Origin of the sequence: Clostridium sp. (genome assembly GCF_036642255.1) — a bacterium.
In the GTDB taxonomy this organism is placed as follows: Bacteria; Bacillota; Clostridia; order Clostridiales; family Clostridiaceae; genus Clostridium_J.
The window spans coordinates 1-25,058 of sequence record NZ_JAVWDJ010000018.1 but is presented as its reverse complement, the minus strand read 5'-3'; the positions used below and the strand labels follow the sequence as shown (position 1 = coordinate 25,058).

Here is a 25,058-nt window from a genome sequence, read left to right as displayed (position 1 = left end):
AAGCTTTTATCATTTAATCTTTTAAAGAACAATTAGATCATATTTAACTAATGCTCAACTTATCTTTTTATAAAAACCATTTACTTTCGAGCACATTCAGATGCTTGTCCAGTAAGTATTTCTATACCATGGGCAAGAGCTGGCATAATAAATCCTAAATTTTCAACTGCTCCCTTAGGACTGCCTGGGAGATTTATAATAAGGGTTTGTTTTCTAATACCTGCTATAGCTCTAGATAACATTGCTTTTGGAGTTATTTCTAAGGATCTTAATCTCATCACTTCCCCAATACCCGGTACGTACTTTTCAATAACATTTCTAGTGGCTTCTGGAGTAACATCCCTCTGTGAAAACCCAGTTCCACCATTAGTAAGGGCTAATTCTATTTTTAATTCATCACATATATAAATAAGTTCCTTTTGAATCTGTTCCATTTCATCAGGGATTACTTTGTAATATTCTACTTTGTATTGATGATTTTCTATCAGACTTTTAATAGCTGGTCCAGTTCCATCTTCTCTTTCTCCTCTAAACCCCTTATCACTAATTGTTAAAATTGCTACCTTTATCATTTTTACATCACCTCATTAAAAAACTGTTCAATAATAATACACTTTATTTAATATTATATCACATTAATTCCACAATTTGTAATTAGATACTTTTTTAACAAGTTTATTTTAAAATGTCCCAAAATAGAACACTTCATTTAGCATAAGTGTTAGTTGCCGAATAATTTTTTTACTCAAAGATATCTTAAATAGTTTCTTGAAAGCTACCTTAGTTTATTTTTTAAAAGATTATTCCCATATATAAAATTCCGTAATTTTTATCAATAAATAGTGTAAGCATAGAAAAATTTATCTAACATTAAATTTAGTACTTTTATTTCACGAACCCTCTATTTAAATATAATAAAAGCACTATCAACCACTATTGAAGTATAATAGTGGTTGATAGTGCTCTTTTCTACCCATATATGTATTTATTAGCTTTCACTAAATGATAGATAACTCATTTTTTATTTCTCTTCTTTAAAAATCTTCTGTTGCCAAGAATCTTTTAGTTATAGAATTTTTAGGATTAGAGAAAATCTCTTCTATATTCCCATACTCTATAACCTCTCCATTGTGCAAAAATACAAATTCATCACAAATTCTTCTTGCTTCTCTTAAATTATGGGTAATTATTAGAATAGTACTTCCATTGATTTTATTTCTTTCAATCACTACTTTTTCGATAAGTTCCCTATAATCTGGATCAATGTTAGCAGTGGGCTCATCTAAAAGTATTAATTTGGGGTGAAAAATCAAAGCTCTAGCAAGAGCAACCTTTTGAGTTTCACCACCAGATAAGTTTACTGCTAAATTATTTCTTATACTCTCTATTTTAAATTCTTTAATTATATTATCTACAGCATTATCAATAAAATCTTTACTTCTTTTTCTAAATTTTAATGGATAAGCGATATTCTTAAATACTGTTGTTCTGTAAAGATAAGGTTTCTGATTTGAATATGTTATTTCTTGTAAATGATTTTTGTTTAGTCTTTCCCCTTGAATAAAAATCTCCCCTGAGGTTGGTGTCTCTAACCCACCTATCATTCTTAACAAAGTGCTTTTTCCAGCTCCATTTGCTCCAACTACTCCGTATATTTTACCAGCCTTTAAGTTTAATTCCCTAATATTTAATACAGTTTTATCTCCATAAACTTTTTTTAAATTCTTTATAGTAATATCCATATTAATCCCCCATGCCAACAAAATACAGTATGGAGTTTGTCACAAAAGACAAGCAGATCAATACTAATCCCATAGCTATTGCTTGTGAATAATTTCCCATGCTGTTATTCATTGCAATAAAAGAAGTCATAACTCTGGTATGGCCTTTTATGTTTCCCCCCACAATCATTACTGCACCAACCTCAGATATTGCCCTTCCAAAACCTGTGACTATTGCAATTAATACATATATTCTCATTTCCTTAATTAAAAGTAAAAATGTATTTAGCTTATCTGCTCCTAAGGTTGTGGAAACAGAAATTACATCTTTGGCTCTATCCTTAAAATTATTAAATATTATTCCTGCAATAATTGGAATTACTAAAAGTGTTTGTGCAATAATCATAGCTATAGGGGTAAATAAAAGCTCCATTTCCCCCAAAGGCCCTTTTCTAGATAATACCAGTGCTACTACAAGTCCAATAATTACAGGTGGCATTCCCATTAAAGTATATAATATTCTTGTTGCTAATCTTTTCATTCTAAATTCTTTGATCGCAAAAATGAGTCCAATGGGGCATCCAATAAAAAAAGCAATGCAAGTGGAGGACAAAGATACAAAAACTGATAAAAAGATTATATTATAAGTTTCCTCATGAAAAGATAGTAATAATGTAAATGCTTCCTTTATACCAGAAATTATGTATTCCAAGATTCTTCCCTCCACTTATTGATAATTATTACTATAATACTCTATAATATGATTCTTTAACTTTATATATTAAGTCCATATATGTCTGAAAACTCAATTTGAATTCTTTCAACTCTTGAATTTACTAAAACTTGGTTTTTAGAAGCAGTTATTTCATTACCTTCATCAATTAAAACATCTGGCAATTTAACAATAAATTCTGTTCCTTCTCCTAAGGTACTTATTACTTCTATAGTGCCTTTATGCATTTCTAGAAGAGATTTAACTAAAGATAATCCTATACCGCTTCCTTCACTAACTTTAGTAAGTCTATTATGCACTTGTTTAAATCTTTCAAATATATAAGAAAGTTTGTCCACAGGTATGCCAATGCCATTATCCTTAACATGTATTTCAACAAACCCATTTTTTAAGCATATCTGAATTTCTATTTTACCATTTGGTTTATTAAACTTTATAGCATTAGATATCAAATTTAATATTATTCTCTCCATTTTATCTAGGTCAAAAGCTATTACTTTTTCTTGAAGTTGTGAATTAAATATAATATCCATATGTTTTTCTTTTGCAAATATGGATACAGAATGAGCTATACCCTTTACAAAGAATACAATATCGCTATTCTCAGGGTTATATTCAACATAACCTGCATCTATTTTTGTTGAATCTATAAGATTGTTTACCAATCTCAATAACCTAAAGCTATTTTGCCTTATAATATTTGTATATTTACCTAATCCTAATTCATCTTCAGTAATAGATTGTTTAAGCTTAAATTCCACCATTTGAAGTGAACTAAATATTAAATTTAGTGGCGTTCTAAATTCATGTGAAAGGTTTGCAAAGAACTCTGTTCTTAATCTTTCAAGTTCCTTTTCAGCTTCCTTTATAGCCGTAATATCTTGAGCTATAAAAAGAGTTCTAACTACGTTCCCTATATCATCTTTTAACGGGAATCCTTTTAACCAAACCCATCTAGTAGCACCGTCACCTCTTATTATCCTAAAAGCTACGTCAATATTCTCGGTAAACTCAATTTCTTTAATCATATCCTGATCTTCTGGGCAGATATAGTTAAAGATATTTCTAAGATTTTTATATAGTTCTTTACAGCTTCTACCGAATATTTTTTCATATCCTGGACTTACATAGGTTACTGTACCTTCATCATAAATCAAAAACATATTTTCAATGTTCTCTGCCAACTGACGAAACTTCTCTTCACTTTCCTTCAAGTTTTTCTCTGCTATATTTCTATGAGTGATGTCTCTTGAAATACCCAAAACTCCCATTATGTTATTATTTTCATCATAAAAAGGTGCCTTTATAGTCTCATACTCTTTTATATCACCATCAACTAATAAAAGAGATTCTTCATATACCCTAATATCTTTTTCTATAATGATTTCTTCATCTTGCTTCATAAAGGCTTCATTCTCTATATTATGTCCTCTTAGCTCCTTATAGGTTTTCCCTATGAGTTCCCTTTCAAGCTTGCCGAAATATTGAGTTGCTAAACTTTCATTTAACCCTAAATAATTCCCATGTAAGTCTTTATAAAATATAAAATCTGGAATAGAATCAATTAGACTTTTTAAAAATTTATTTTTCTGTTCAACTTCCCCTTTAGCTTTTTTCTCTTCATTTGTATTTAAAGAAAATCCTACAATTCCAAGTATATTTTCCTTATCCTCTATAGCAATTTTGTGCAGGAGATGACATTCATCATTAAAATACTCTTCGAATACAAATAATTTATTTTTAGCTTCCATTGCTTCATAATCTTGATTTCTAAATTCTTGCGCTAAATTCTTTGAATATACTTCATTATCATTCTTTCCTATTACTTTATCATAAGAAAATCCACTTTCTTTTTCATAACATCTATTGATAATAATATATCTTCCAAGCTTGTCCTTAACCCATGCTGAAAAAGGGAGGTTATCTATCAATCCTTTCATTAAGGTATGTTCTTTATAAATCTTCTTATCCAATTCTATTAATTGTATTATGAAATAGTTGTCCTTATGATGATATCCATGTACATTAAACCATTTATTTAAAGTTTCTATGTAGATTTCTACCACATTGCCTGAACTACAAACTTTTATATTTTCTAAGAAATCTAACCATTCAAATCCCTCACTATTAGAAGCAGTGAAAATATTTACAATGCTTTGCCCCAAAATATGATTTTCTTCTATATTTATCAAGTTTTCAAACTTATGGTTTGTATCTAATATAATAAAGTCCCTATTTTGATTATTATCACAAATCAACTCTCCATAGAAATATGCCCATGAAGAATTTTTAATAATATGTTTATAAACATTTCCCTCTAGCATCACTTATCTCCCCTTTAGTAACATTTTATTTTAAAGTTCTGTATTATTCAACAAAATTTAACTTTCATCATATGCCTAATTTATTTTAGGGTATTAGCTACATAACTTATTTATTGCATTCTTAAATTATTTACTTTACTTTTGTAAAAATTATAAATTCCTTTAAAGTAAGTAATAGAAAATTAACTCTATACTTACCTTAAAGGAATTCTTATTATCTTATATTTACTGGTGTCTATACAACCTATTTATTCTATTATTAGCACCTTCAATAATTTCATTAGGATATCCAATATATTTTAAAAGTTTAATGGCATTTCTCGTTGGAGATACCCCTGGTTTTATTGTGTAGTCAAACTTCAACCCCTCTGTTTCATCAACATCTTCACTAAAATAGTAGCAGTGAAACTTATCATTTGCCATTTCTGTCAATTCCAAATCGTGAGTTGCCACTAGTGCTATAACATTTTCATTTGAAATATACTGTAGGATCTCAGCAGAGGCACTGATTCTTTCAATAGGATTGGTACCTCTAAAAATTTCATCTATCATAGTTAAGGTTGGCACTTTCTCTTCAAAAGAGTTTAAAATACGAAGTAATGCTTCGGCTTCACCTAGGTAATAGCTTTTTCCTTTTTTTACATTATCTTCTGGACTTAAAGATGTAAGAATTTTAAAAAATGAGCCTTTATATTCCTTAGTTAAAGTTGTATATATACTTTGTGCTAAAATTGTATTTATAGCCACAGTCCTCAAAAATGTAGATTTACCAGACATATTTGATCCTGTTAATATAATTCCACTATTTTTAAGCTTTATAGAATTGGCAGTAGGAATATCAATAAGTGGATGAACTGCCTCCATAAGTTCTAATCCCTTTTCATTATATAAAAACTGTGGTTTTGAATAGGTTTTAGTTCTTTCACGATAAGCTGCTACAGATAATAAACTATCTAACTCGCCAATTACTCTATAGATATTTTTGATGTTTTCATTATAATCATATATTTTATCAACAATCTTATAATAAGAGCGAAGTCTACTTAACAATAATACATTTACATAGTCTCCTAAAAGATCTAGCCCCTCTATTCTATTAATGCTTACAGAGTGTTTATCAATGTTTCCTATGTCTTTTATATTCTTACTTAATTCATCTAAATAGCATTTTAATACGTTATGATCTTCTTTAACTATGTTTTTACTTATAGCAATTAAATTTCCTAAATATGCTATAGAGTTAACCTGATTAATTATGTTTTTACTAAGCCTGTAATGAATATACGTATTCATGGTGAATATGGCTATAAATGGAAGTAAAATAGCTGATCCATAAATAAAATAAAAGGGCAAAATCACCAATGGAGCTATACCGAGTATTTCACAAATTATTTTAAACTTAGTATTCACCTTCCCCATATTAAAAAGTTCCAGAATATCTCCTTCACTTTGCTTGCCTAAGTCTAAAAGGTTAATCTGAAGGTTTTCTCTGTCAGTGCTATTATTTTGAAAATGTTCTATTATATTATCTCTATTTCTTAATTCTTCTTCTTCAAGCAATGGATTTCTTAATATATCATATAGTACTTGTTCACCAGGGGTGGTTATACTTACATCAATTTTAAGAAATATATCATCCATATTTAGGTCCGTCCAAGTTTGGTCATCTAAAAAGCACGTATCACCTTTGTGTTCTTTGCATTTTACGAAATAATTTTTAATACTTTTAAGATTTTTTTTTGTATTTAACCCTTCTGGCCAATTTTCTTTTAAAAAAATAATATCTCTAATTCTTTTATAATTTTTATAAAAGAAGTAAGCTAACAACCCTCCTATTAAGGTTATTGCTCCAGTAAAATAATAATTTACATTGCTTAGTTTTTTATCAAATATTATAAAAGTGCTAAAGGCACCCACAAATGAAACTCCAATAAAAAGTTTATAAATCCATTGATAAAGTTTAGCTTTATATCTCATAAAATCTCCTTCTTTCATGATGCCAAAATGCTTTGTATATAGCCCCATTATAGCTTATAAGCTTTGAATTTAAAACTTTATTTCCAAATTTAATCAATATAAAAAATCTATCAACCAAGTAATTTATTTCTAAGATTTAAAATAGTATCTAGTTGTCTTTTAATGACGGCTATAGAAAAATCTTTTTCTTGAACCTTAAAGAGACTTTGCCTTAAAGAGCCTTTGGAAAATAAATTTATATTTTCTGAAATTTTATTTGCTTTTTATTTTATTTAGAGTTATAATGATATGATAACAAAAACATGGTTGATAAAAATAAATTTATCAATAATAAAGTGTTTTCATTAGGAGGACAATTAATGAAATTAGGAACAGTAAAATGGTTTAACTCAGAAAAAGGCTTTGGATTTATAACTGTAGAAGGAGAAGATGATGTTTTCGTTCACTTCAAAGCAATCCAAGGAAATGCAATTAGAAAAAGCCTTGATGAAGGTGACCAAGTTCAATTTGAAGTAGAAAAAGGACCTAAAGGTCTTCAAGCTACTAATGTTGTAAAATTATAAGCTTAACTTTATAAAATATTTAAGATTAATATATATCAAATGTTTTACCACCTTTTTTAAGGTGGTTTTTTATCATAATGAATTTTTTTAGAGAACTTAGAAATTTAATTATTTTTTGAACTCATAAGTTTCTTATTTATGTGAGTTCTTAAATAAATTTAAAGATAAGATATAATAATATAATCGAGACCAAATGAGAGTTAATTTTACTTATAAAATTTAATTAAGAAAGTTAACTTATGATCATTTAGAATAAACATGAAAAGGAGCTTACCTATGGCACAAAGAAATTATAAATTAAAGAAGAACATATCAATGAAGCAATTTATTTTAGAATTTGGTGGAAGTTTTTCTGACCATATGAAGGAGCGTTTATTGGATTTAGAAGTGCGCTCAGTTTTAACTAGAAAAGATACTACTAACAGACTTGATCTTAAGCACGTAGAACACACACAATATGATTGTAATCCAAATGATGGATCTGATGATTGTGAGAAAGAATATAGCTTTGGTCAATTTGTGGTGGTAGAGGATATATTGTACTATTCAGAGAACTGTATGGAAAGCCCTACTGTAATGAAGTCTTCTATTGTTAGTAAAATATACAATGACTTAAGTAATGAAAATATGATATCTTATGAAGATACAAATTTAAAGAAGATAGATGATACAAATATAGATTTTGTAGTAGATACTCTTCTAACTGTATGCTCAGAAGTATCTGATGAATATAAGGCTCTTATGAAAGATATGAATTCACGTGCAGAAGCTAAACAAAACCGTACCTCTTTTGCTAATAGCTAATATCATCTTGCCTTTCCTTTACATTAGTTTTACCCTTGATTTTTGTTGATATTTCAATAAATGAAAAATACTGTTGGCATATTTATTTTGTCAACAGTATTTTTATAGTTAAAGAACTTATCTTAATATCTATTCATATTTTTTCTAATATGCTTTCTTTTATTTGAAATATAAACTATAGTAGGATATATCATTAAACCCACATACTTTTTTTGTGTGATAGCCTTGAAGAAATATAAAATTCAACTGAAACTACATTTAAATGCACATTACTCATCTTATACTTGAATCCTACTTCTTTTAATAAACTTCCCTAATCCTTTCTTTCCTACGAATTCATTGTTTTTCGCCACAATAGCACCTCTAACCATTGTTAGTTCCGGATATCCTATTACCTTAATACCTTCATAGGGTGTATAATCTACATTTTCATGGAGCATTGACTTTGTTATTATAAATTCTTTATGAGGGTCCAAAATTACTATATCTGCATCTGATCCTACAGCAATTGTTCCTTTTTTAGGATACAACCCAAATATTTTTGCAGGATTTGTACATGTTATTTCTACAAATTTATTTATTGATATTCTGTTTTTTGACACACCTTCCGAAAATAATAAAGCCATTCTTGTTTCCACACCTGGTGCACCATTTGGACATTTTGTGAAGTCTTCTATTCCCATTTGCTTTTCCTTTTTAAAATTAAATGGACAATGATCAGTTGCAACTACTTGTATATGTCCATCTTTAATTCCATTCCATAATGCCTCTTTATTATAACTTTGCCTTAATGGTGGACTCATTATAAACTTTAATCCTTCATTATTTGGTAAATTATATTCTTCCTCATCCAATATTAAGTATTGAGGACAGGTTTCAGCAAAGATATTTTTTTGCCCTCTTTCCTTAGCAGTTTTTATATACTGAAGACCGAGTTTAGTAGAAAGATGAACTATATAAAGTGGAGCATCTTTTGCCATAGCAGCTATATTAATAATTCTATTTACTGCTTCTCCTTCTGCTTCAACTGGTCTACTTTTAGCATGATAAATAGGTTGATATAAGCCTTTTGATGAATAATAACTCCTTAAATAATTTATTATATCATTATTTTCACAATGAACTGTAGTAATTCCACCAAGATTGCCTAATGTTGATATGACTTTAAATGCATCATCATCATTGACCTTAAAGTCATATGTAAGATATAACTTAAAACTTGGAATTCCACTATCCACTATTTCCTCTATCTCCGCTAAAATCTCATCATTTACATGCTGAATAACTCCATGAAAGCTATAATCTATCACAGCTTTATCTTCCGCAAGTTTATGATAAACTTCTATTTGATGCTTAAGATTACATCCCTTCGGTCCAAAGGCCATATGATCCACTATAGTAGTTGTTCCCCCACAAGCTGCGGCTACAGAACCCGTATAAAAATCATCTACCGCTCTACTAATTCCTACATCCAAATCAAAATGAGTATGGACATCTACACCTCCTGGAATCACATATTTACCCATTGCATCTATAATCTCACAGTTATTTTTTTCTATATTTATTCCTACTTCTTTGATAATTCCTTCATCTATAAATAAATCACCTTTAACAGTATCACTAGCAGTAATTATTGTGCCATTTTTGATAATATATGGTTTCAACTTAACACCTACTCTTCTTTTCAATTTTCATCGTATTTAATAAGTAAACTAGTAGTATTACATAAGAAAATTTCATTTTCATGCTGAACTTTGCTAACTATTTTAACTTTGACAAAAGTTCATTCTCTCATTTTATACTCTTTCATGAATATAAAATGACACTTATACCACAAAAGCTAATTAAATAAGTTTAGTAATAATACTTGTAAACTTTCATAACAATATATGAAGAAATTTATGGTGATATTACGAAAAAAGAGCTTATAAAAAAATAAACTCCTTTTCACAATATAATAAGCCTAAGCATCTTTAATGGGATTTCCATAGGTACAAGGGGTATTTAATTTGTATTCATAAAGTGATTAACATATTTAAAATATTGTCAACTGCTGGATTTCATTATTACTTAAAGAAGTTATTGATAGACCAATAAGCCTAATTTCTTCTTTTAGATCTATACTATCTAAAATTTTGCACGCTTCCCTATAAATTTCTTCACTTGAAGATATGTAAACCCCAAGGGTCTTGCTCTTTGTATGACTCTCAAAGGAAGCTGTCTTAATTTTTAAGGTTATAGTTTTTCCACTTATATTTTTCTCTTCTAAGTTGGTTTCAATATCATTTGCAAATTCCTTAAGGTATTCCTTTAGCTCTTCTTTGTTTTCAGTATTCTTTATTAATGTAGTTTCACGTCCAATTGACTTTCTTTCTCTATAGGTTATAACTTCTCGATTATCTTCTCCCCTAATTCTTTCATAAATTTCTCCTCCGAATTTGCCAAAGTATTCATAAAAGAATTCTTGAGGAAGGTTATATAACTGTTCTACTGTAAATATTCCTATATTATTAAGTTTTTTTACAGATTTTTCTCCCAAGCCATGGACTTTACTCAATGATAAAGGAAATAAGATTTTAGGAATCATTTCTTTAGTAATGACCATTAGACCATCTGGCTTTTTCCAATCTGAGGCTAATTTTGCTAAAAATTTATTGTATGATACTCCCACAGATATGGTAAGCCCTAAACTTTTTCTAACGTTAGTTTTAATTTTTGTAGCGATATCTTTAGGGTCCATCTTTAAATCAGTAATATCTAAATAGGCCTCATCTATACTCACTGGCTCAACTTTATTTGTTATAGAATATAAGATATTAAATACCTTCATTGATACTTCTTCATATCTATAATGTCTTGGATATATAAATATCCCATGAGGACACTTTGCCTTAGCAATATAAGTTGGCATTGCAGATCTTATCCCGTACTTTCTTGCTTCATAAGAGCAAGTAGCCACCACACCTCGCTCTGATATTCCCCCTACTATTACTGCCTTCCCTCTAAGAGATGGATTGTCCATAACCTCTACTGCAGCAAAAAAGGCATCCATATCTACATGTAGAATAACTTTTTCCAATTGTTACACTCCTTAATTTTACCACTGTATCAAGCCTTAACCTTATTTATTTCTCCAATTAGAACTAAGTAAAGCACTACTTTTATTGTTGATTTCTGAAATTCTTACTCATAAAAGTATAATTTTGTTTATACTTATTTTACTATTATCCTCATTAATATATCAAGCTAATCATCTTTATATTATTTGAAGCCTCCACTCTTACATCTTTATCTCATCAATTGTTGATTTTATTTGGACAAAACTACGAAGATAATTAATGCGTCATAAAGTTAATTTAACAGAAAGACACTATTTATTGAAGAAATTATAGAATTATTCCTTTAAAACATAGAAAAAACACAGAATTAAATATCTATGAAAGCACATAATACATATACAGTTATTTATCTTATAATAATTAGTTGAAGGAGAGTGTGTGTTATGAAATCAGTACTTAAATCTTTCAGGAAAGCCATAAATACTTTGAATGAAAAAGACTATATGTATAGTGTAATTGCCTACAATATTGCCCCTACACTAAAAGGTTTAAAGGCTGCTAGCACTGTTACCTTTTGTAATTATGATAGAAATATGAATAATAACTGGAGCACTTACAAAAATGAAATATTGAATAAATTAAATATCAAAGCCTTTGAACTTAAGGAAACAGAAAAATATGTTACGGTATTGTTTTATGATGAGAACCTATTAAATAATAGGCTAAAAGAAATGGAAACTAGTGATTTCCTGTGTGAATATGGGTATGATCCTAATCTAAATATAAAAGCGAACTTGGAGATATTGAAAACTAGATATGAACTATACAAATGTCCACATGAATTAGGAGTGTTTCTAGGATTTCCTATAGAAGATGTAAAAACCTTTATTAATACTCCTAATAAACAATATTTGCTTTGTGGCTATTGGAAAGTGTACCATAATCGAGACTTAGCCTTAAAAATCTTTGAAAATTTTGATAATGCTAAATTAGAAGTAATAATGAATACCTTAAAGGTCATCTAGAATAATAAAATTCTTTGAGCTATTCCAAAGTTTCATTTACTCATTTATAACCTAGATTACTTTTAGTTTCCCTCAAATAAATTTGTACTCTAATATACCTTAATAATTTAATAAACCTTTCACAAGTTCTTCGTTTCATAAAAAAGGAAGGTCTCCCTTCCTTTTTTAAATTATAGGTTGTTGACTATTCATAGACCAACCTTCATTTTTTATATCTAGTAAATCAATAGTATCAATAGTTGTTTCCACTGGTCTTAACTTTTTTATAGTACCAAAAGTTTCTTTTAAGGATAATTTATCTCCTGTTCCTGAAATTACCCACAGAGTTTTATATCCTTTTGGTAATACACTTAGCCTTTCTTCTCCCTTGCCGTCAGTAAAGTAAATAAGTACGTTAGTATCTGTGCTATTAACATACTTAAATACTGGTGCAAATTTAGTGCCACCACCAGTGATACTTCTATCTTTTATATTATTTATTGATTTGATTTTATATGCTTTCTTAATATCCGTATCACATTCTAATAAAGTTATCTCATGTTTGTAATTTTTTACTATGCTTAAAACTTCTCTTATAGCCTGATGAAACTCTTCATCGCTTATACTTCCACTAATATCTAAGGCAATGGTGATTTTAGCAACATGTCCTCGCAATTCTCCCCTTAAATCCAATCTATCTGGCTGACGTCTATTTCTCCTAGTACTAGTCTTTTTTTTATCACTTTCTAATGTTCCCATAAGTTTTCTTAGATATAAGTTCCATGGAATTTCATTTTTATTTTCCTTTAATTTTTTTAACATGGAGCCAATATACATAGGAACTACGCCCTTTTGCGCTTCTGACGCAAACTTTTCAGTAAGTTCTCCTACTGTTTTATCATCTATAGTTAAGGATTTCTCCCATAAATCATGGGTTCTTGAGATATCATACTCTTTTTCTATTTCGCTATCCTTTGTGTCATCCTCTTCGCTTTCTTCATTTTCCTCAAGTAAGTCTAACTCTTTTTGAATTTCTTCAACGTAATATTCCATTGGATTAAATGGTTTTAATTTTAAATTATATTTTACATTTACCCATTCCAAAGTTGTAGCATAGGGAGGAAGATATTCTAAATACTGATTTACTACTATATCCATTGCCATGTTAATGGCTAAAGTGCTATACTTTCCCTTAAGTTCCTTTGCTCTCAACAAATGCAAAGATAATATATGATGTATTTCATGTTTAATGGTACTTTCCATTTGTTCCAAAGTAAGACTTAAGAATATTATAGGATTAAAATAAATCATATATTTAGATAAGTTAAAAATTACTGATGTTGGTGATGACATATCATACTTTATTTCTCGCCCCATTTGAAGAAGGAAATACCCATAAAAGTTATCTTTATCTTCTAAAAGCATAAAATTTACCTTATCAACTAAGTTGAAAAAACTATTTTGAAAATCTTTTGGTATTTCATCAAGAGTATTTATATTGGCTATCTTTTCATAAAGTTCTTGTTTAAATCCTTCGAAGTTACTTCCCATTTAATAGTACCTAACCTTTTATCTCATTATAACCCTGAAAATACAGTTCTATAAATTCCTCATTTTCTAAGCACATATTATAAATTCTATGGCAATTTTCTTTAATGTCCTGCATAACACCAAGTCTCAAGTCAACAGGATAAAAACTAATAAAAGTGATAAATTTGCTTATATAATCATGAAGAAACTCTTCTGTATTTAATCTATGTAGTATATTCTTTGCACTTAAATATAATCTGGTATGACTTTCTCTTTTAATTTTTTCAATAATACTCTTAGATAATCCCTCTTCATTAAATACCTCTTCAAATGATATTAATGGCTTATTATCTTCTTCCACAAAGACCATAAACTCCTGAGCAATTTTACTTCCCACATTACCCCTTAATACATTTAAGAATATCCTCTTTGGAACATTATTATAACTTTCTTTATATAACCTATAACTTTTTGAAATTCTCTCAAAGCTTCTAGGAGTTGATTTTATACTCTCAGTTTCATCAGCCTTATGTAAGTACTCAGGAAACGTAGAAATAAATTCCATAACCTTTTCTTCAATGTTATTCTCCCTTGCCCAATGAAGCCAAGTTTTAACATCACTATCCATATTAAGCCATACAAATCTATTTTCTTGAGCCGCATCCATGTCTACTACTTGATAATCAAAGTCTTCTCCATATTTGCTAGAAGGATTCATTGCAGCCAAAATCTTTACTCTTTCATGTAGCGAGTATCCATTTATTTCTCTATTAAGTATTAAATTCATAAGTTCTTGTTGCACTGAGTGTTCACAACGATTTATTTCATCAATAAATAAAAGTATTTCTTTATCTTCAAATATTAAGTTATCGATTTCCTGAAGTTTAGTATGAACTGCATAAACAGTTCTTCTTTTACTAACTATATTTCCATTATCATTCTCATATTTATATTCTTCAACAGTAGGGAGTCCGCCTATTTCCCCTTCTTTTAAAAGATTTCCATCTATAACAACCAAATTCCAACCTTTTTTCTTAGCTAGTTCTTTAGCTAGTGCGGTTTTCCCAATACCGCTTTCACCTACTACTAAAGGAACTTCATTAGTTTCTATAATCATCTCTACACTAAGTAGCGTATCTCTAAAATTCATAAGTAACATCCTTCCTTTTGTTTGAAAAAGATCATATAAATCTATTTATATCAAAAATAACTTTATATGAAGTACGTTTTACATAATAATATATTTTAAATTTAATTAAACCACATAAAACACTTTACTTTTATCTTATCTTTAACTTTTCATCAACAGCTATTTTTTTCGCTTTATTACTTCCAAACTTGTAAATAAATATAATTTTATCCATTGATATGTTTCTATTCTTTATGCTTATACTATTACAGTTAATAAAGTCTCTAACATATTTTTCTTCAACATCTTCCTTAGATATCTCTTCCTTTAAGGCTACTTCAAGAGTTTCCTTAGAAATACTATTAATAAAATATTTCAATACTAGTATGTTGATTTTTAACAGTGTTACCATTTTATCTTCATCCATATTAGAAATAAAGTTTATGGCAGCTTCATTTTCCTTCACTGCAATTTTCACTACGTTTATTGTAGGATTTTCTATATACCTTAAAGCCTCATAATTTTTTTTCACGGCTAAAACTTGAATTTCCTCAAGAGGATTGTTTATGTATTTTATTGAATCATAATCTTGTTCTATGGCTAATTTTTGCAGCTCCAAGCTAGGAATTTTTGCATATTTTATTGCCCAGCCCTTTTGTTTTATTCCTATTTTTATTAATTCTTCATTAGGTCTTTCAATATAATCTAATGTATTCCATGCCCTCTCTACCGCATATTTTTTCATTTCATAACTAGGATTTTCTATAAACTGAATTGCCCTTATACTATTTTTTACTGCCTCTTCCTTCATTTCCTCTGTAGGATTTTTTATATATTGTATAACCGAACCATCCTTTTTTATGGCTGCTAGTTTCACATCATTGCTGGGACTTTCAATATTTTTAATAATTATTGGATTACGCTCTATCATTTTTATTATTTCTTTGTCTGTCATAAAACTCCACCCCAATATCTAATATTGCCTAGAAAAGATATTCTTATTTTTTTATAAAAGTAAGCTCCAACAAACCTCTGTTATTACCTTTATTAAATAATGAATACTTTTCCTAATTCAATTATAAACTTTTTCAAATTAATGAACAAGTTCATTTGCCTTAGCCATGTAATGGAGATAAAAAACTCTTTTCAACATTTAACTCTCTTAAAAATATAAATTTTTAAAATATGAAATATTTCAAAATGCTACTATAAAATTAATTCTATTTAAAAGTTCAATTATATCTTATACAATATAAATAAAACTCTTTTCACTATATGGGGGTGAAACATTGTTAATAGAAAAATATGAATATCAAAATATAGTTAATAAATTAATTAATATTTTAGGAAAAAATATTAATATTATGGACGCAATGGGTGTAATTATAGCCTCTGGTGATAATAGCAGAATAAACACCTTTCATGAAGGTGCAAAACATGCTGCAGATTTAAATAAGGAAATAATTGTTGACGAATCTAATTTGAACCAATTCAGTGGATGTAAACCTGGAGTAAATATTCCTTTTTACTATAATGGTACAGTGCTGGGTGTTGTGGGAATAACTGGTTCCTCTCAGGATGTTAAAGGCTATGGACTTATTGTGAAGGAATTAGTGGAGCTTATGATCTCTGAAAATGAAAGAAAAAAGGAAGAGTTATTTCAAAAACGAGCAATAAAAAACTTCGCAAAGGAACTTACTAAAATAACAGAATTAGATAATATCAATGATTTTTATGATAGGGCAAATTTAGTTGGTTTTAACGGTAGCGTTAAAAGAATTGTAATAGTTGGAGAGGTCCTAGACTTCTCATCTATTGTTAAAAACCTTGGTGAAGAAGGGGAAGTTAAGGCCCAAATATTAAAACAAGAAATCGTTGATTTTATCAGTGAATACACAGCTAATAAGAATGATATAGTTATAAATATCTTTGAACACAGATTTGTTATTTTTAAAAGCTCTGATAGAGATATTTATAAGTACTGTGAAACGCTCCATGGAAAGTTAAGAGATAGAATAGGTATTATCATGCATTTTGCTTTAGGTACAGATTGTTACTGCTTAAAGGATTATAGTAAATCCTATGATATTGCCTCTAACCTTTTAGAAATTAGCAAAAAACTTCAAATAAAGAAACCAGTACTTACTAAAGATGATTACTATTTAGAGTTATTATTGAGTTCTTTACCCAAGGAAAAAAAACTATTTCTATCGAATCTAGTTAGTAATGTAGATTATCTATCGAAGGAAGATTATAAGATTCTTATTGAAACCTTAAAGGCTCTTATTAATTGTAATATGAACTTAAAATTAGCTTCTAGCACCTTATTCATTCATAGAAATACCCTACTATATAGAATCAATAAATATAAAGACCATGGAATAGACCTGATGGATATGAATTGCTGCTTTAAATTATCTATAATGAATACAATTAGAAATCTACAAGACTGAAACTGTGCATAATGCACAGTTTCTTATTATGATAACGTTTAATCTTCAGTGTTTTTGTACATTATAAATATTTTATGAACATTATATAATATATTTAACAAGCTTTCCAAATAATAATATTTTTCATAAGATAGGGAAATTGGTTTGCTTGATCCAGTATGTATCAAATTACATGGTTATACTAAATGGTATTACTCAAGATGACGTAATTAAAAATTCTTAATAGGTGGTGAATTTAATGAAAATTGTAATAGCACCGGATTCTTTTAAAGGATCTTTAACAGCTAGCGAAGTAGCTGATGCTATTGAAAGAGGAATAAGTAAAGTAAATGATAATATTTATATAGAAAAAGTTCCCATGGCTGACGGTGGAGAAGGTACTGTTCAATCCTTAGTAGATGCAACTGGCGGAAAAATAGTTTCCACAGTTGTTTTTAACCCGTTAATGGAAGAAATAAGTTCATTCTATGGAATTCTTGGAGATAACAAAACTGCTGTGATAGAAATGTCTGCAGCTTCTGGCCTCCCCCTCCTTTCTAAAGAGGAAAAAAATCCTCTCATTACAACTACTTTTGGTACTGGAGAGTTATTTTTACACGCTCTAGAAGAAGGTTGTAGAAACTTTATTATTGGTATAGGTGGAAGCGCTACCAATGATGGTGGTTTTGGAATGATGAAGGCGCTAGGAATTAAATTTTTAGACATAAAAGGAGAAGACATTGGCTTTGGTGGTGGTGCTTTAGAAAAGTTATATTCAATAGATATTAGTGGCATAGATGGAAGAATTAAAGAATGTTCTATTACAGTTGCCTGTGATGTTGATAATCCACTTTGCGGTCCTCAAGGTGCATCTGCTATATTTGGACCTCAGAAAGGTGCCACTGAGGAAATGATTAAAATTCTTGATAATAATTTGAAGTTGTACTCAGAGATAATTGAAAAACAACTAGGAGTTTCCATGGCTACTATTCCTGGAGCTGGAGCCGCTGGTGGACTAGGTGGTGGATTACTAGCTTTCCTAAATGCAAAATTAAAAAGAGGTATTGATATAGTAATTGAAACTACTAAATTAGAAGAATATGTGCATGATGCAGATTTAGTGATTACTGGTGAGGGAAGTATAGATTATCAGACCCAATATGGTAAAACACCCTTTGGCGTTGCTAGCGTGGCACAAAAATATGACGTTCCTGTGATTGCTTTAGCTGGTGGCATTGGAAAAGAAGCTAACACTCTTTATAAAAAAGGTTTTGACAGTATTTTTTCTATTGTTGATAAACCAATGACCTTAGAAGAAGCAATAGAAAACGGAGAACAATTATTAGAGGATGCCTCAGAGAGAATACTCCGTGCAATGTTATGCTTAAATAAACACTCGTAATAAAAGCTATAAGCTTTTAAATAAGATATTATAATGGGGGGTAAAATATTATGTTACAAGGACCTTTACTAATTTTGGCACTATTAGTAGCCATCGCATTTATAGTTGTTGCTACATCAAAATTTAAACTTCATCCATTTCTTTCACTTATTATTGCTTCTTATGGCCTAGCATTTGCAGCAGGTTTACCTGCTGACAAAATCCCAACAGTGATAACTTCTGGCTTTGGTGGAACTCTCACGAGTATCGGTATTGTTATCATCTCTGGGTGCATTATAGGAACCATTCTTGAAAAATCAGGTGCTGCTATAAAAATGGCAGAGGTGATTATTAAATTAGTGGGCGAAAAAAGACCTACCTTAGCTATGAGCATTATAGGATATATAGTATCAATTCCTGTATTTTGTGATTCAGGTTTTGTTATTCTTTCATCCTTAAGTAAAACCCTTGCAAAGAAGACGAAAACTTCACTAGTTGCTATGTCTATTGCACTTTCTACTGGACTATATGCAACTCATACTTTAGTCCCACCTACTCCTGGCCCTATTGCTGGTGCTGCAAACCTTAAAGTTGAAAACTTATTACTAGTAATACTTATAGGGATGGTAGTAGCTATTCCTGCTGTAGTTATAGGAAATATTTTTGCAAACAAAGTTGCTTCGAAGTATGCACCTATAGAGGATATAGATAATGGTTTAACTTATGAGCAAGAAATTGCTCGATATGGTAAATTACCTTCTGCCTGGAAAGCTTTCTCTCCAATAATTGTCCCTATAGTTCTTATGGCTCTAGGCTCTGTAGCAAAATTCCCTGGAGACCCATTTGGTAACGGTTCAACGAAAATATTCTTTTCTTTCCTAGGTACACCAGTAAATGCACTTTTAATAGGCTTAGTATTTGCATTTCTACTAGCGCCTAAGCTTGATGAAAAAACTCTAACTGGTTGGGTTGGTGAATCTTTAAAAGATTCTGCTTCGATCTTAGTAGTAACTGCAGCTGGTGGAGCTCTTGGTGCTGTAATAAAAGAAGTTCAAATTGGAACATATATTGGAGAAGTATTACAAGGACTAAACCTTGGCATCTTTGTTCCATTTATTATAGCTGCTGCATTAAAAACAGCCCAAGGTTCTTCAACAGTTGCTATAGTTACAACTTCTGCTTTAATGTTCCCACTTCTACCAGCCTTAGGATTAACTTCTGAAATCGCGAAAGTATTGGTGGTTATGGCTGTAGGTGCAGGTGCCATGACTGTATCTCATGCAAATGATAGCTATTTCTGGGTAGTATCCCAATTTGGTAAAATAGATGTTAAAACTGCGTACAAAACTCAAACAGTAGCTACATTCCTTCAAGGTGTTATAACAATGATTACTGTATTTATACTTAGTTTATTTCTAATATAATATTTGTAATTAGTGTAAAAGTTTCTATGAGTTTTATAAATTCAAAAACTTACTGATAAATATTCCTTGATTTTATTGCGAATTTTAAAATCACTATGAACATATATACAGTTCATAGTGATTTTTTTATATAGCTTTGCGCTGCCCTAGCACAACTTATTCACGAAACTCTTTTTTTAATATTTTCACTTGCAGCGCCTTAAAGTTATTTCTATTAAACTTAATATAATTAAAATTTAATCACAAAAATCAATAATTTTTATATAAATATAGTGAGTAGTATGAACGTTATTTCAACGATTTTTACTATGATATTTATCATGATATTTATAAAAAGGAGTTGTTTATTTATGAATAAAGTTGAAATCTACACTAGCGATACTTGCGTCTACTGTCATAGAGCTAAGGAGTTCTTCGAGGAAAATAATATATCATATATAGAACATAATATTTCAAGAGATGCTGAAGTTAGAAAATCACTTATGCTAAAAGGATATAGATCCGTTCCCCTAATAGTAATTAACAATGTAGAAGTTTTAGGCTTTGATAGAGATAAGATTTCTGATTTATTAAAAATATAACCAAAAAAAAGATGTAGGATTAATTTCTAATTAAACCCACATCTTTTTTATTATAATAATATTCAATTAGAAAGATTAGTTCTACTCTCTAAAAAAATATTCTCCTAAGTCAATTTTGGATAGAAGAAAACTCTCTTTACACCATAATTACTCAGAAGAGATTAATCCTTACTTCTCTCATAACTCTAATATTATAATTAAACTATTATAGACATTAATTCTAAAGAAAGTCTCTCTAGTTATATATATCTAAACTTTGAATTTTTTATCTCTTTAAGATAATACTATAAATACACTTAATCATAAGGAGGTATTCCACATGGAAAAAGTTAAAAATCTACTTGATGGAAGCATGTCTCAATACGGTGATACTGCAGTTCCGAAGATACCTGTGTTTGTTGGAAACGATATGACATCAGAAGTTTATTATTTTAAACCAAATCAAATTTTAAAAATGCATAGACACCCTAGTGGCGAACAAATATTTTTCATACTTAAAGGGGACGGAAAAATGTTAGTAGGAGAAAATGGCTTTGACATACATCCAGGTTCCTCAATTTTTGTCCCTGCAGGTGATTGGCATGAAATAATTAACGGAACAGTGTCAGAAATGGTGGCAGTTCAGGTTACTAAAGTTGGTGCAGGATTCGAAGCACATAATGGTTAATAAGAAAACCTAGTTTGGAAATAATCCATACTAGGTTTTCTTGTACCTTTAAAGTTTAAATTATTATTAAACTCATTAGTTCTCATCTTCTAAAACTAAGGTATAAACTTTCACTAAAGTTCACTCTATAGAAGGTACTTTTAAAGATATATAAGGTTGAAGCGTTAATTTAAATTTCAACAAGCTTATGTTAAAAATGTACATTATCCTTATATAAACAATTGCATATCTGAATTTAATGCATCCTTTAAATATTTTGATGCATCTACAATTTCTAATTCAGGAATTAGTTCTTCTTTTTTAAATCCCATTACCTCAACTGATAACTTACAACCATAAAACTTTACTCCTTTTTTTCGTGCACCTTGTAAAAAATCTATTAATCGCGGAGCTTCTTCATCCTTCATCATTTTTTTTAGCATTTCTTTTCCTATGCCACTAAAATTCATTTTTGATAAAGGTAATTCTTCTGGTCCCTTAGGTGTCATTATTGAAAACATCTTTTCATATGCTGTTTTATCCTCAAGTGAAAGTTTATCAGGGTCTCTTAGCAAAAGTAAGCCCCAAAAGGCAAAAAACAGAGTAACCTCAGCACCTAGCTCTCTTGCTGAATTTGCTATAATTAGACCAGCCAGAGCCTTGTCGTATTCTCCACTAAACATCACTATATTAACCTTTTTACCACTGTAATCTTGAGTTTCATTAATGTTTTTTTCCACATTATTATCCATTTGATTATGCACCACCTAAATATTTTTAGAAATTTAGCACATATTATAAATTATTAGCACAAAAATCACTTTAAATTTATAATACGCACTTATTTTTAACAAATTACTAGGTTTTAATTCAATGTATTTATTGTCAAAGACTTTATGAAAGCTAAGGATAATGAGGTTCTCTAGTGAATTAAAAACTTCATTTTTTCATATCCTTAATAAACTATCTTGAAAGATTTTTCATTTAGTATAATATGAGTTATAATGTTGTAGTACGTTTGTTTAATATATTTAGCCATGTAGAAATTTTTATCACTTATGATTAAATAGGTGACACTGATAACTACGATATATTATAAATAAGCTTATTAAATTTTATTATTAAGAGGTATAACCGTGAATTATATAGTATTTGATTTAGAATTTAATCATCCTTCTAAGCTAGAAGATGAAAATCAAAATAAAATAAACAAAAGCTTTCCCTTCGAAATAATTCAAATTGGTGCATTAAAATTGGATGAAAATTTTAATACAGTTTCAACTTTTGATAAATTGGTAAAACCTGAAGCATACACTGATATTAAACCATATATTCAAGAGATCACTGGAATTACATCAGAGAAATTAACTAATGAAAAAACCTTTAAGGAATTATATAAAGAACTTTATGAATTCATGAAAGATGATAATATACTATGCGTATGGGGCGCTGCAGATATAAAGGAATTATTTAGAAATATTGAATATCATGAATTGAACCATAGTTTGATTGCCAAAGATTATATTGATATTCAGCATTATGCATCTAAGCATTTTAATTACCCAAAAGGTACTAATATAGGCTTAAGCAAAGCAGTAACAATGTTAAATATTCCTTCAAACGAAGAGTTTCATAACGCCTTTAATGATGCTTATTATACCTCAGAGGTCTTTAAGAAAATTTATAAAAATGATATTCAAACTAAAGTATATAATCTTTCTAAACATAGAAATAATCGAGATGATAAAAGAAGCACAAAACTAGATGCTTATAGATTGTTCAAACAATTTGAAAAAATGTTAAGTAGGGAACTTACTAAAGAAGAACAATCTATAATAAAGATTGCCTATAATATGGGAAAAACCAATCAATTTCAGATAGAAAAAAGGAAAAGCTAAAACTTTATTATACCTTTCAGCACTAATCATAAATACCTTGTTGATTAGTGGATTATATTTTTTAAATTACCTGGTGTTTAAAATACCTTTAAAGATACGAATGCAGTAGAAAATTAAACACTTATATAAAAAGATGGTATACTAACTAATTAAAGTAGTATACCATCTTTATTTATTTAAATTACTATTAAATGTGTTTTATATTTTGAATACTCATAGATTAAAATAATAAGAAATACGTTAAAATCCTCTCCTATTTACTCCTAATCCCAAATTACAGCTATAATCACATTATAACTATCATTGACATATATATGTATTAATGATATAAATAATATATCACATACGACGCTTTTAAATATATGTGCTACACTTATTCAGAATACTTAAGCGAATTAACCTATTTAATTGATTTAATAAATCAAATCAATTAAGCTATGTGCTAATTTCTTATTTTATATAATTAATTATCAAGATTGTGGGAGGAAACTTTATGTGTACGAAAGTTGCTATTAATGGATTTGGAAGAATAGGAAGATCAGTTTTAAGGATCGCTCAAGAAAATTTAGGAAATGATATTGAAATAGTTGCAATAAATGCTAGAGCTGAAAGCGAAACCCTAGCTCATCTTTTTCAATATGATTCTTGTTACGGAACCTTTAAAGGGGATGTAGATTTCACAGAGGATTCTCTAACCATTAATGGAAAAACTATAAAAATATGTAGAGAAAGAGATCCTGAGAACTTACCTTGGAAATCTATGGGAATTGATATAGTTATTGACTCTACAGGAGTTTTCACAACTAAAAAGGATCTTATGAAGCATGTTAAGGCAGGTGCAAAAAAAGTCATATTAACAGCTCCTGGAAAAGACGTAGATATTACCGTAGTTATGGGTGTTAACGAAGAAAAGATAGATATAGAAAAACATGATATAATTTCAAATGCATCCTGCACAACAAACTGTTTAGCTCCTTTTGCAAAGGTTTTGGATGATAACTTTGGAATTGTAAAAGGTATGATGACTACAATTCATTCCTATACAAATGATCAAGAATTACTAGACAAAACTCACAAGGATTTAAGAAGAGCGAGAGCAGCAACAGAATCAATAATTCCTACTACTACAGGTGCTGCAAAAGCTGTAGGAAAAGTTCTTCCTAAGCTTGAAGGAAGACTAAACGGTTTTTCGGTAAGAATACCTACACCAACAGTTTCCATGACAGATTTGGTTTGTGAGCTATCTAAGCCTGTAACTGTAGAAGAAGTTAATAAAGCATTGGAAGATGCCTCTAAAGGCACTATGAAAGGAATCCTTGGTTATTCAACAAAACCTTTAGTATCTATAGACTATAGAGGTGATGAGAGATCTTCAATAATTGATGCTCTTTCAACCATGGTTATGGATGGCAATATGGTTAAAGTAGTATCTTGGTACGATAATGAATGGGGATATGCTTGCAGAGTGGTTGATTTAACAAACTATATAGCTGTTCAAATGAAAGAGAACTCAAACTATCCTTTAGATATAGCAATTTAATAATAAATGGGAAGGAAAATACATTTTCCTTCCCATTTTCATTACTAGCCACTATTTCGTTGAAGTTCGAAACGCATTCCTAATTCACAAGATAAATGAATGTATATACTCGCTATAGATGTTGAAATTAATCTTAATGTTGCACTACATAAAAGATGAGAAACTCCTCTTAATAGATTAGTTCCTCATCTTTTTTACTTAATTATTATATGTTTTTTGAGAGAAACTTTTAGTTCTTCTCTTTAAAAAAAGAATTCAATGCTTTTATTGTTATAAAAATTATTGCCATTACTGTAAATATCCCAGCCATAC

Annotated in this window: 22 protein-coding genes; 10 read left to right on the top strand and 12 right to left on the bottom strand. The window is 29.3% G+C overall.

Going from position 1 to position 25,058, the window contains the following annotated elements; translation table 11 throughout:
• Positions 1-80: 80 nt before the first annotated feature.
• The 5 genes from RR409_RS11435 to RR409_RS11415 all read right to left on the bottom strand — a co-directional run bounded on the left by RR409_RS11435 (position 81) and on the right by RR409_RS11415 (position 6,755).
• On the bottom strand, positions 81-572 hold the full coding sequence (locus RR409_RS11435; protein ID WP_332557886.1) for a MogA/MoaB family molybdenum cofactor biosynthesis protein: 492 nt from the start codon (positions 570-572) through the stop codon (positions 81-83).
• Between the two features lie 462 nt (positions 573-1,034).
• On the bottom strand, positions 1,035-1,742 hold the full coding sequence (locus RR409_RS11430) for an ABC transporter ATP-binding protein (RefSeq protein WP_332557885.1): 708 nt from the start codon (positions 1,740-1,742) through the stop codon (positions 1,035-1,037).
• 1 nt (position 1,743) lies between these two features.
• Positions 1,744-2,433: an ABC transporter permease gene (locus RR409_RS11425; protein WP_332557884.1), complete on the bottom strand. Its 690-nt coding sequence runs from the start codon at positions 2,431-2,433 to the stop codon at positions 1,744-1,746.
• 62 nt (positions 2,434-2,495) lie between these two features.
• Positions 2,496-4,778, bottom strand: a complete 2,283-nt coding sequence (locus RR409_RS11420) for a PAS domain S-box protein (protein WP_332557883.1) — start codon at positions 4,776-4,778, stop codon at positions 2,496-2,498.
• Between the two features lie 225 nt (positions 4,779-5,003).
• Entirely contained in the window at positions 5,004-6,755 is a 1,752-nt protein-coding gene (locus RR409_RS11415; RefSeq protein ID WP_332557882.1) for a MutS family DNA mismatch repair protein, read from the bottom strand.
• A 359-nt stretch (positions 6,756-7,114) separates the two neighbouring features.
• Between RR409_RS11415 and RR409_RS11410 the strand changes: the two genes are divergently transcribed.
• Positions 7,115-7,318 carry a cold-shock protein gene (locus RR409_RS11410; protein WP_332557881.1) on the top strand — a complete coding sequence of 68 codons (204 nt, stop codon included), beginning with the start codon at positions 7,115-7,117 and terminating at the stop codon, positions 7,316-7,318.
• Positions 7,319-7,594: 276 nt separating this feature from the next.
• Positions 7,595-8,122 (top strand): hypothetical protein, encoded by a 528-nt coding sequence (locus RR409_RS11405; protein WP_332557880.1) that lies wholly within the window; start codon positions 7,595-7,597, stop codon positions 8,120-8,122.
• A 278-nt stretch (positions 8,123-8,400) separates the two neighbouring features.
• Here RR409_RS11405 and hydA read toward each other — a convergent pair whose 3' ends face one another.
• Entirely contained in the window at positions 8,401-9,786 is a 1,386-nt protein-coding gene (hydA, locus tag RR409_RS11400; protein WP_332557879.1) for a dihydropyrimidinase, read from the bottom strand.
• Between the two features lie 371 nt (positions 9,787-10,157).
• Positions 10,158-11,201: a DNA polymerase IV gene (locus tag RR409_RS11395; protein ID WP_332557878.1), complete on the bottom strand. Its 1,044-nt coding sequence runs from the start codon at positions 11,199-11,201 to the stop codon at positions 10,158-10,160.
• Positions 11,202-11,624: 423 nt separating this feature from the next.
• Between RR409_RS11395 and RR409_RS11390 the strand changes: the two genes are divergently transcribed.
• Positions 11,625-12,206, top strand: a complete 582-nt coding sequence (locus RR409_RS11390; protein ID WP_332557877.1) for a DUF3793 family protein — start codon at positions 11,625-11,627, stop codon at positions 12,204-12,206.
• Positions 12,207-12,371: 165 nt separating this feature from the next.
• Here the strand turns inward: RR409_RS11390 and RR409_RS11385 are convergent, their stop codons facing one another.
• From RR409_RS11385 to RR409_RS11375, 3 genes are all read right to left on the bottom strand, one after another.
• A complete protein-coding gene (locus RR409_RS11385; protein ID WP_332557876.1) occupies positions 12,372-13,736 on the bottom strand; it encodes a VWA-like domain-containing protein in 1,365 nt (454 codons plus the stop codon).
• 10 nt (positions 13,737-13,746) lie between these two features.
• A complete protein-coding gene (locus RR409_RS11380; RefSeq protein WP_332557875.1) occupies positions 13,747-14,865 on the bottom strand; it encodes an ATP-binding protein in 1,119 nt (372 codons plus the stop codon).
• A gap of 130 nt (positions 14,866-14,995) precedes the next feature.
• Positions 14,996-15,799, bottom strand: coding sequence for a hypothetical protein (locus tag RR409_RS11375; protein ID WP_332557874.1), 804 nt, complete (start codon positions 15,797-15,799; stop codon positions 14,996-14,998).
• A gap of 334 nt (positions 15,800-16,133) precedes the next feature.
• Between RR409_RS11375 and RR409_RS11370 the strand changes: the two genes are divergently transcribed.
• The 5 genes from RR409_RS11370 to RR409_RS11350 all read left to right on the top strand — a co-directional run bounded on the left by RR409_RS11370 (position 16,134) and on the right by RR409_RS11350 (position 21,329).
• Entirely contained in the window at positions 16,134-17,297 is a 1,164-nt protein-coding gene (locus RR409_RS11370) for a sugar diacid recognition domain-containing protein (RefSeq protein ID WP_332557873.1), read from the top strand.
• 238 nt (positions 17,298-17,535) lie between these two features.
• Complete coding sequence (locus RR409_RS11365) at positions 17,536-18,678, top strand: glycerate kinase (RefSeq protein ID WP_332557872.1); 1,143 nt, start codon at positions 17,536-17,538, stop codon at positions 18,676-18,678.
• Positions 18,679-18,728: 50 nt separating this feature from the next.
• Positions 18,729-20,081: a GntP family permease gene (locus tag RR409_RS11360; protein ID WP_332557871.1), complete on the top strand. Its 1,353-nt coding sequence runs from the start codon at positions 18,729-18,731 to the stop codon at positions 20,079-20,081.
• A 350-nt stretch (positions 20,082-20,431) separates the two neighbouring features.
• Positions 20,432-20,662 carry a glutaredoxin family protein gene (locus tag RR409_RS11355; protein ID WP_332557870.1) on the top strand — a complete coding sequence of 77 codons (231 nt, stop codon included), beginning with the start codon at positions 20,432-20,434 and terminating at the stop codon, positions 20,660-20,662.
• 319 nt (positions 20,663-20,981) lie between these two features.
• Positions 20,982-21,329, top strand: a complete 348-nt coding sequence (locus RR409_RS11350) for a cupin domain-containing protein (protein WP_332557869.1) — start codon at positions 20,982-20,984, stop codon at positions 21,327-21,329.
• A gap of 209 nt (positions 21,330-21,538) precedes the next feature.
• Here RR409_RS11350 and RR409_RS11345 read toward each other — a convergent pair whose 3' ends face one another.
• Positions 21,539-22,060, bottom strand: a complete 522-nt coding sequence (locus tag RR409_RS11345) for a DsrE/DsrF/DrsH-like family protein (protein WP_332557868.1) — start codon at positions 22,058-22,060, stop codon at positions 21,539-21,541.
• A 384-nt stretch (positions 22,061-22,444) separates the two neighbouring features.
• Here RR409_RS11345 and RR409_RS11340 point away from each other — a divergent pair, with 384 nt between their 5' ends.
• Positions 22,445-23,206: a 3'-5' exonuclease gene (locus tag RR409_RS11340; RefSeq protein ID WP_332557867.1), complete on the top strand. Its 762-nt coding sequence runs from the start codon at positions 22,445-22,447 to the stop codon at positions 23,204-23,206.
• Between the two features lie 493 nt (positions 23,207-23,699).
• Complete coding sequence (gene gap, locus RR409_RS11335; protein ID WP_332557866.1) at positions 23,700-24,746, top strand: type I glyceraldehyde-3-phosphate dehydrogenase; 1,047 nt, start codon at positions 23,700-23,702, stop codon at positions 24,744-24,746.
• Between the two features lie 229 nt (positions 24,747-24,975).
• On the opposite strand, the gene RR409_RS11330 is transcribed toward gap, so the two are convergent.
• A complete protein-coding gene (locus tag RR409_RS11330) occupies positions 24,976-25,056 on the bottom strand; it encodes an OadG-related small transporter subunit (protein WP_332557925.1) in 81 nt (26 codons plus the stop codon).
• Between the last annotated feature and the right edge of the window lie 2 nt (positions 25,057-25,058).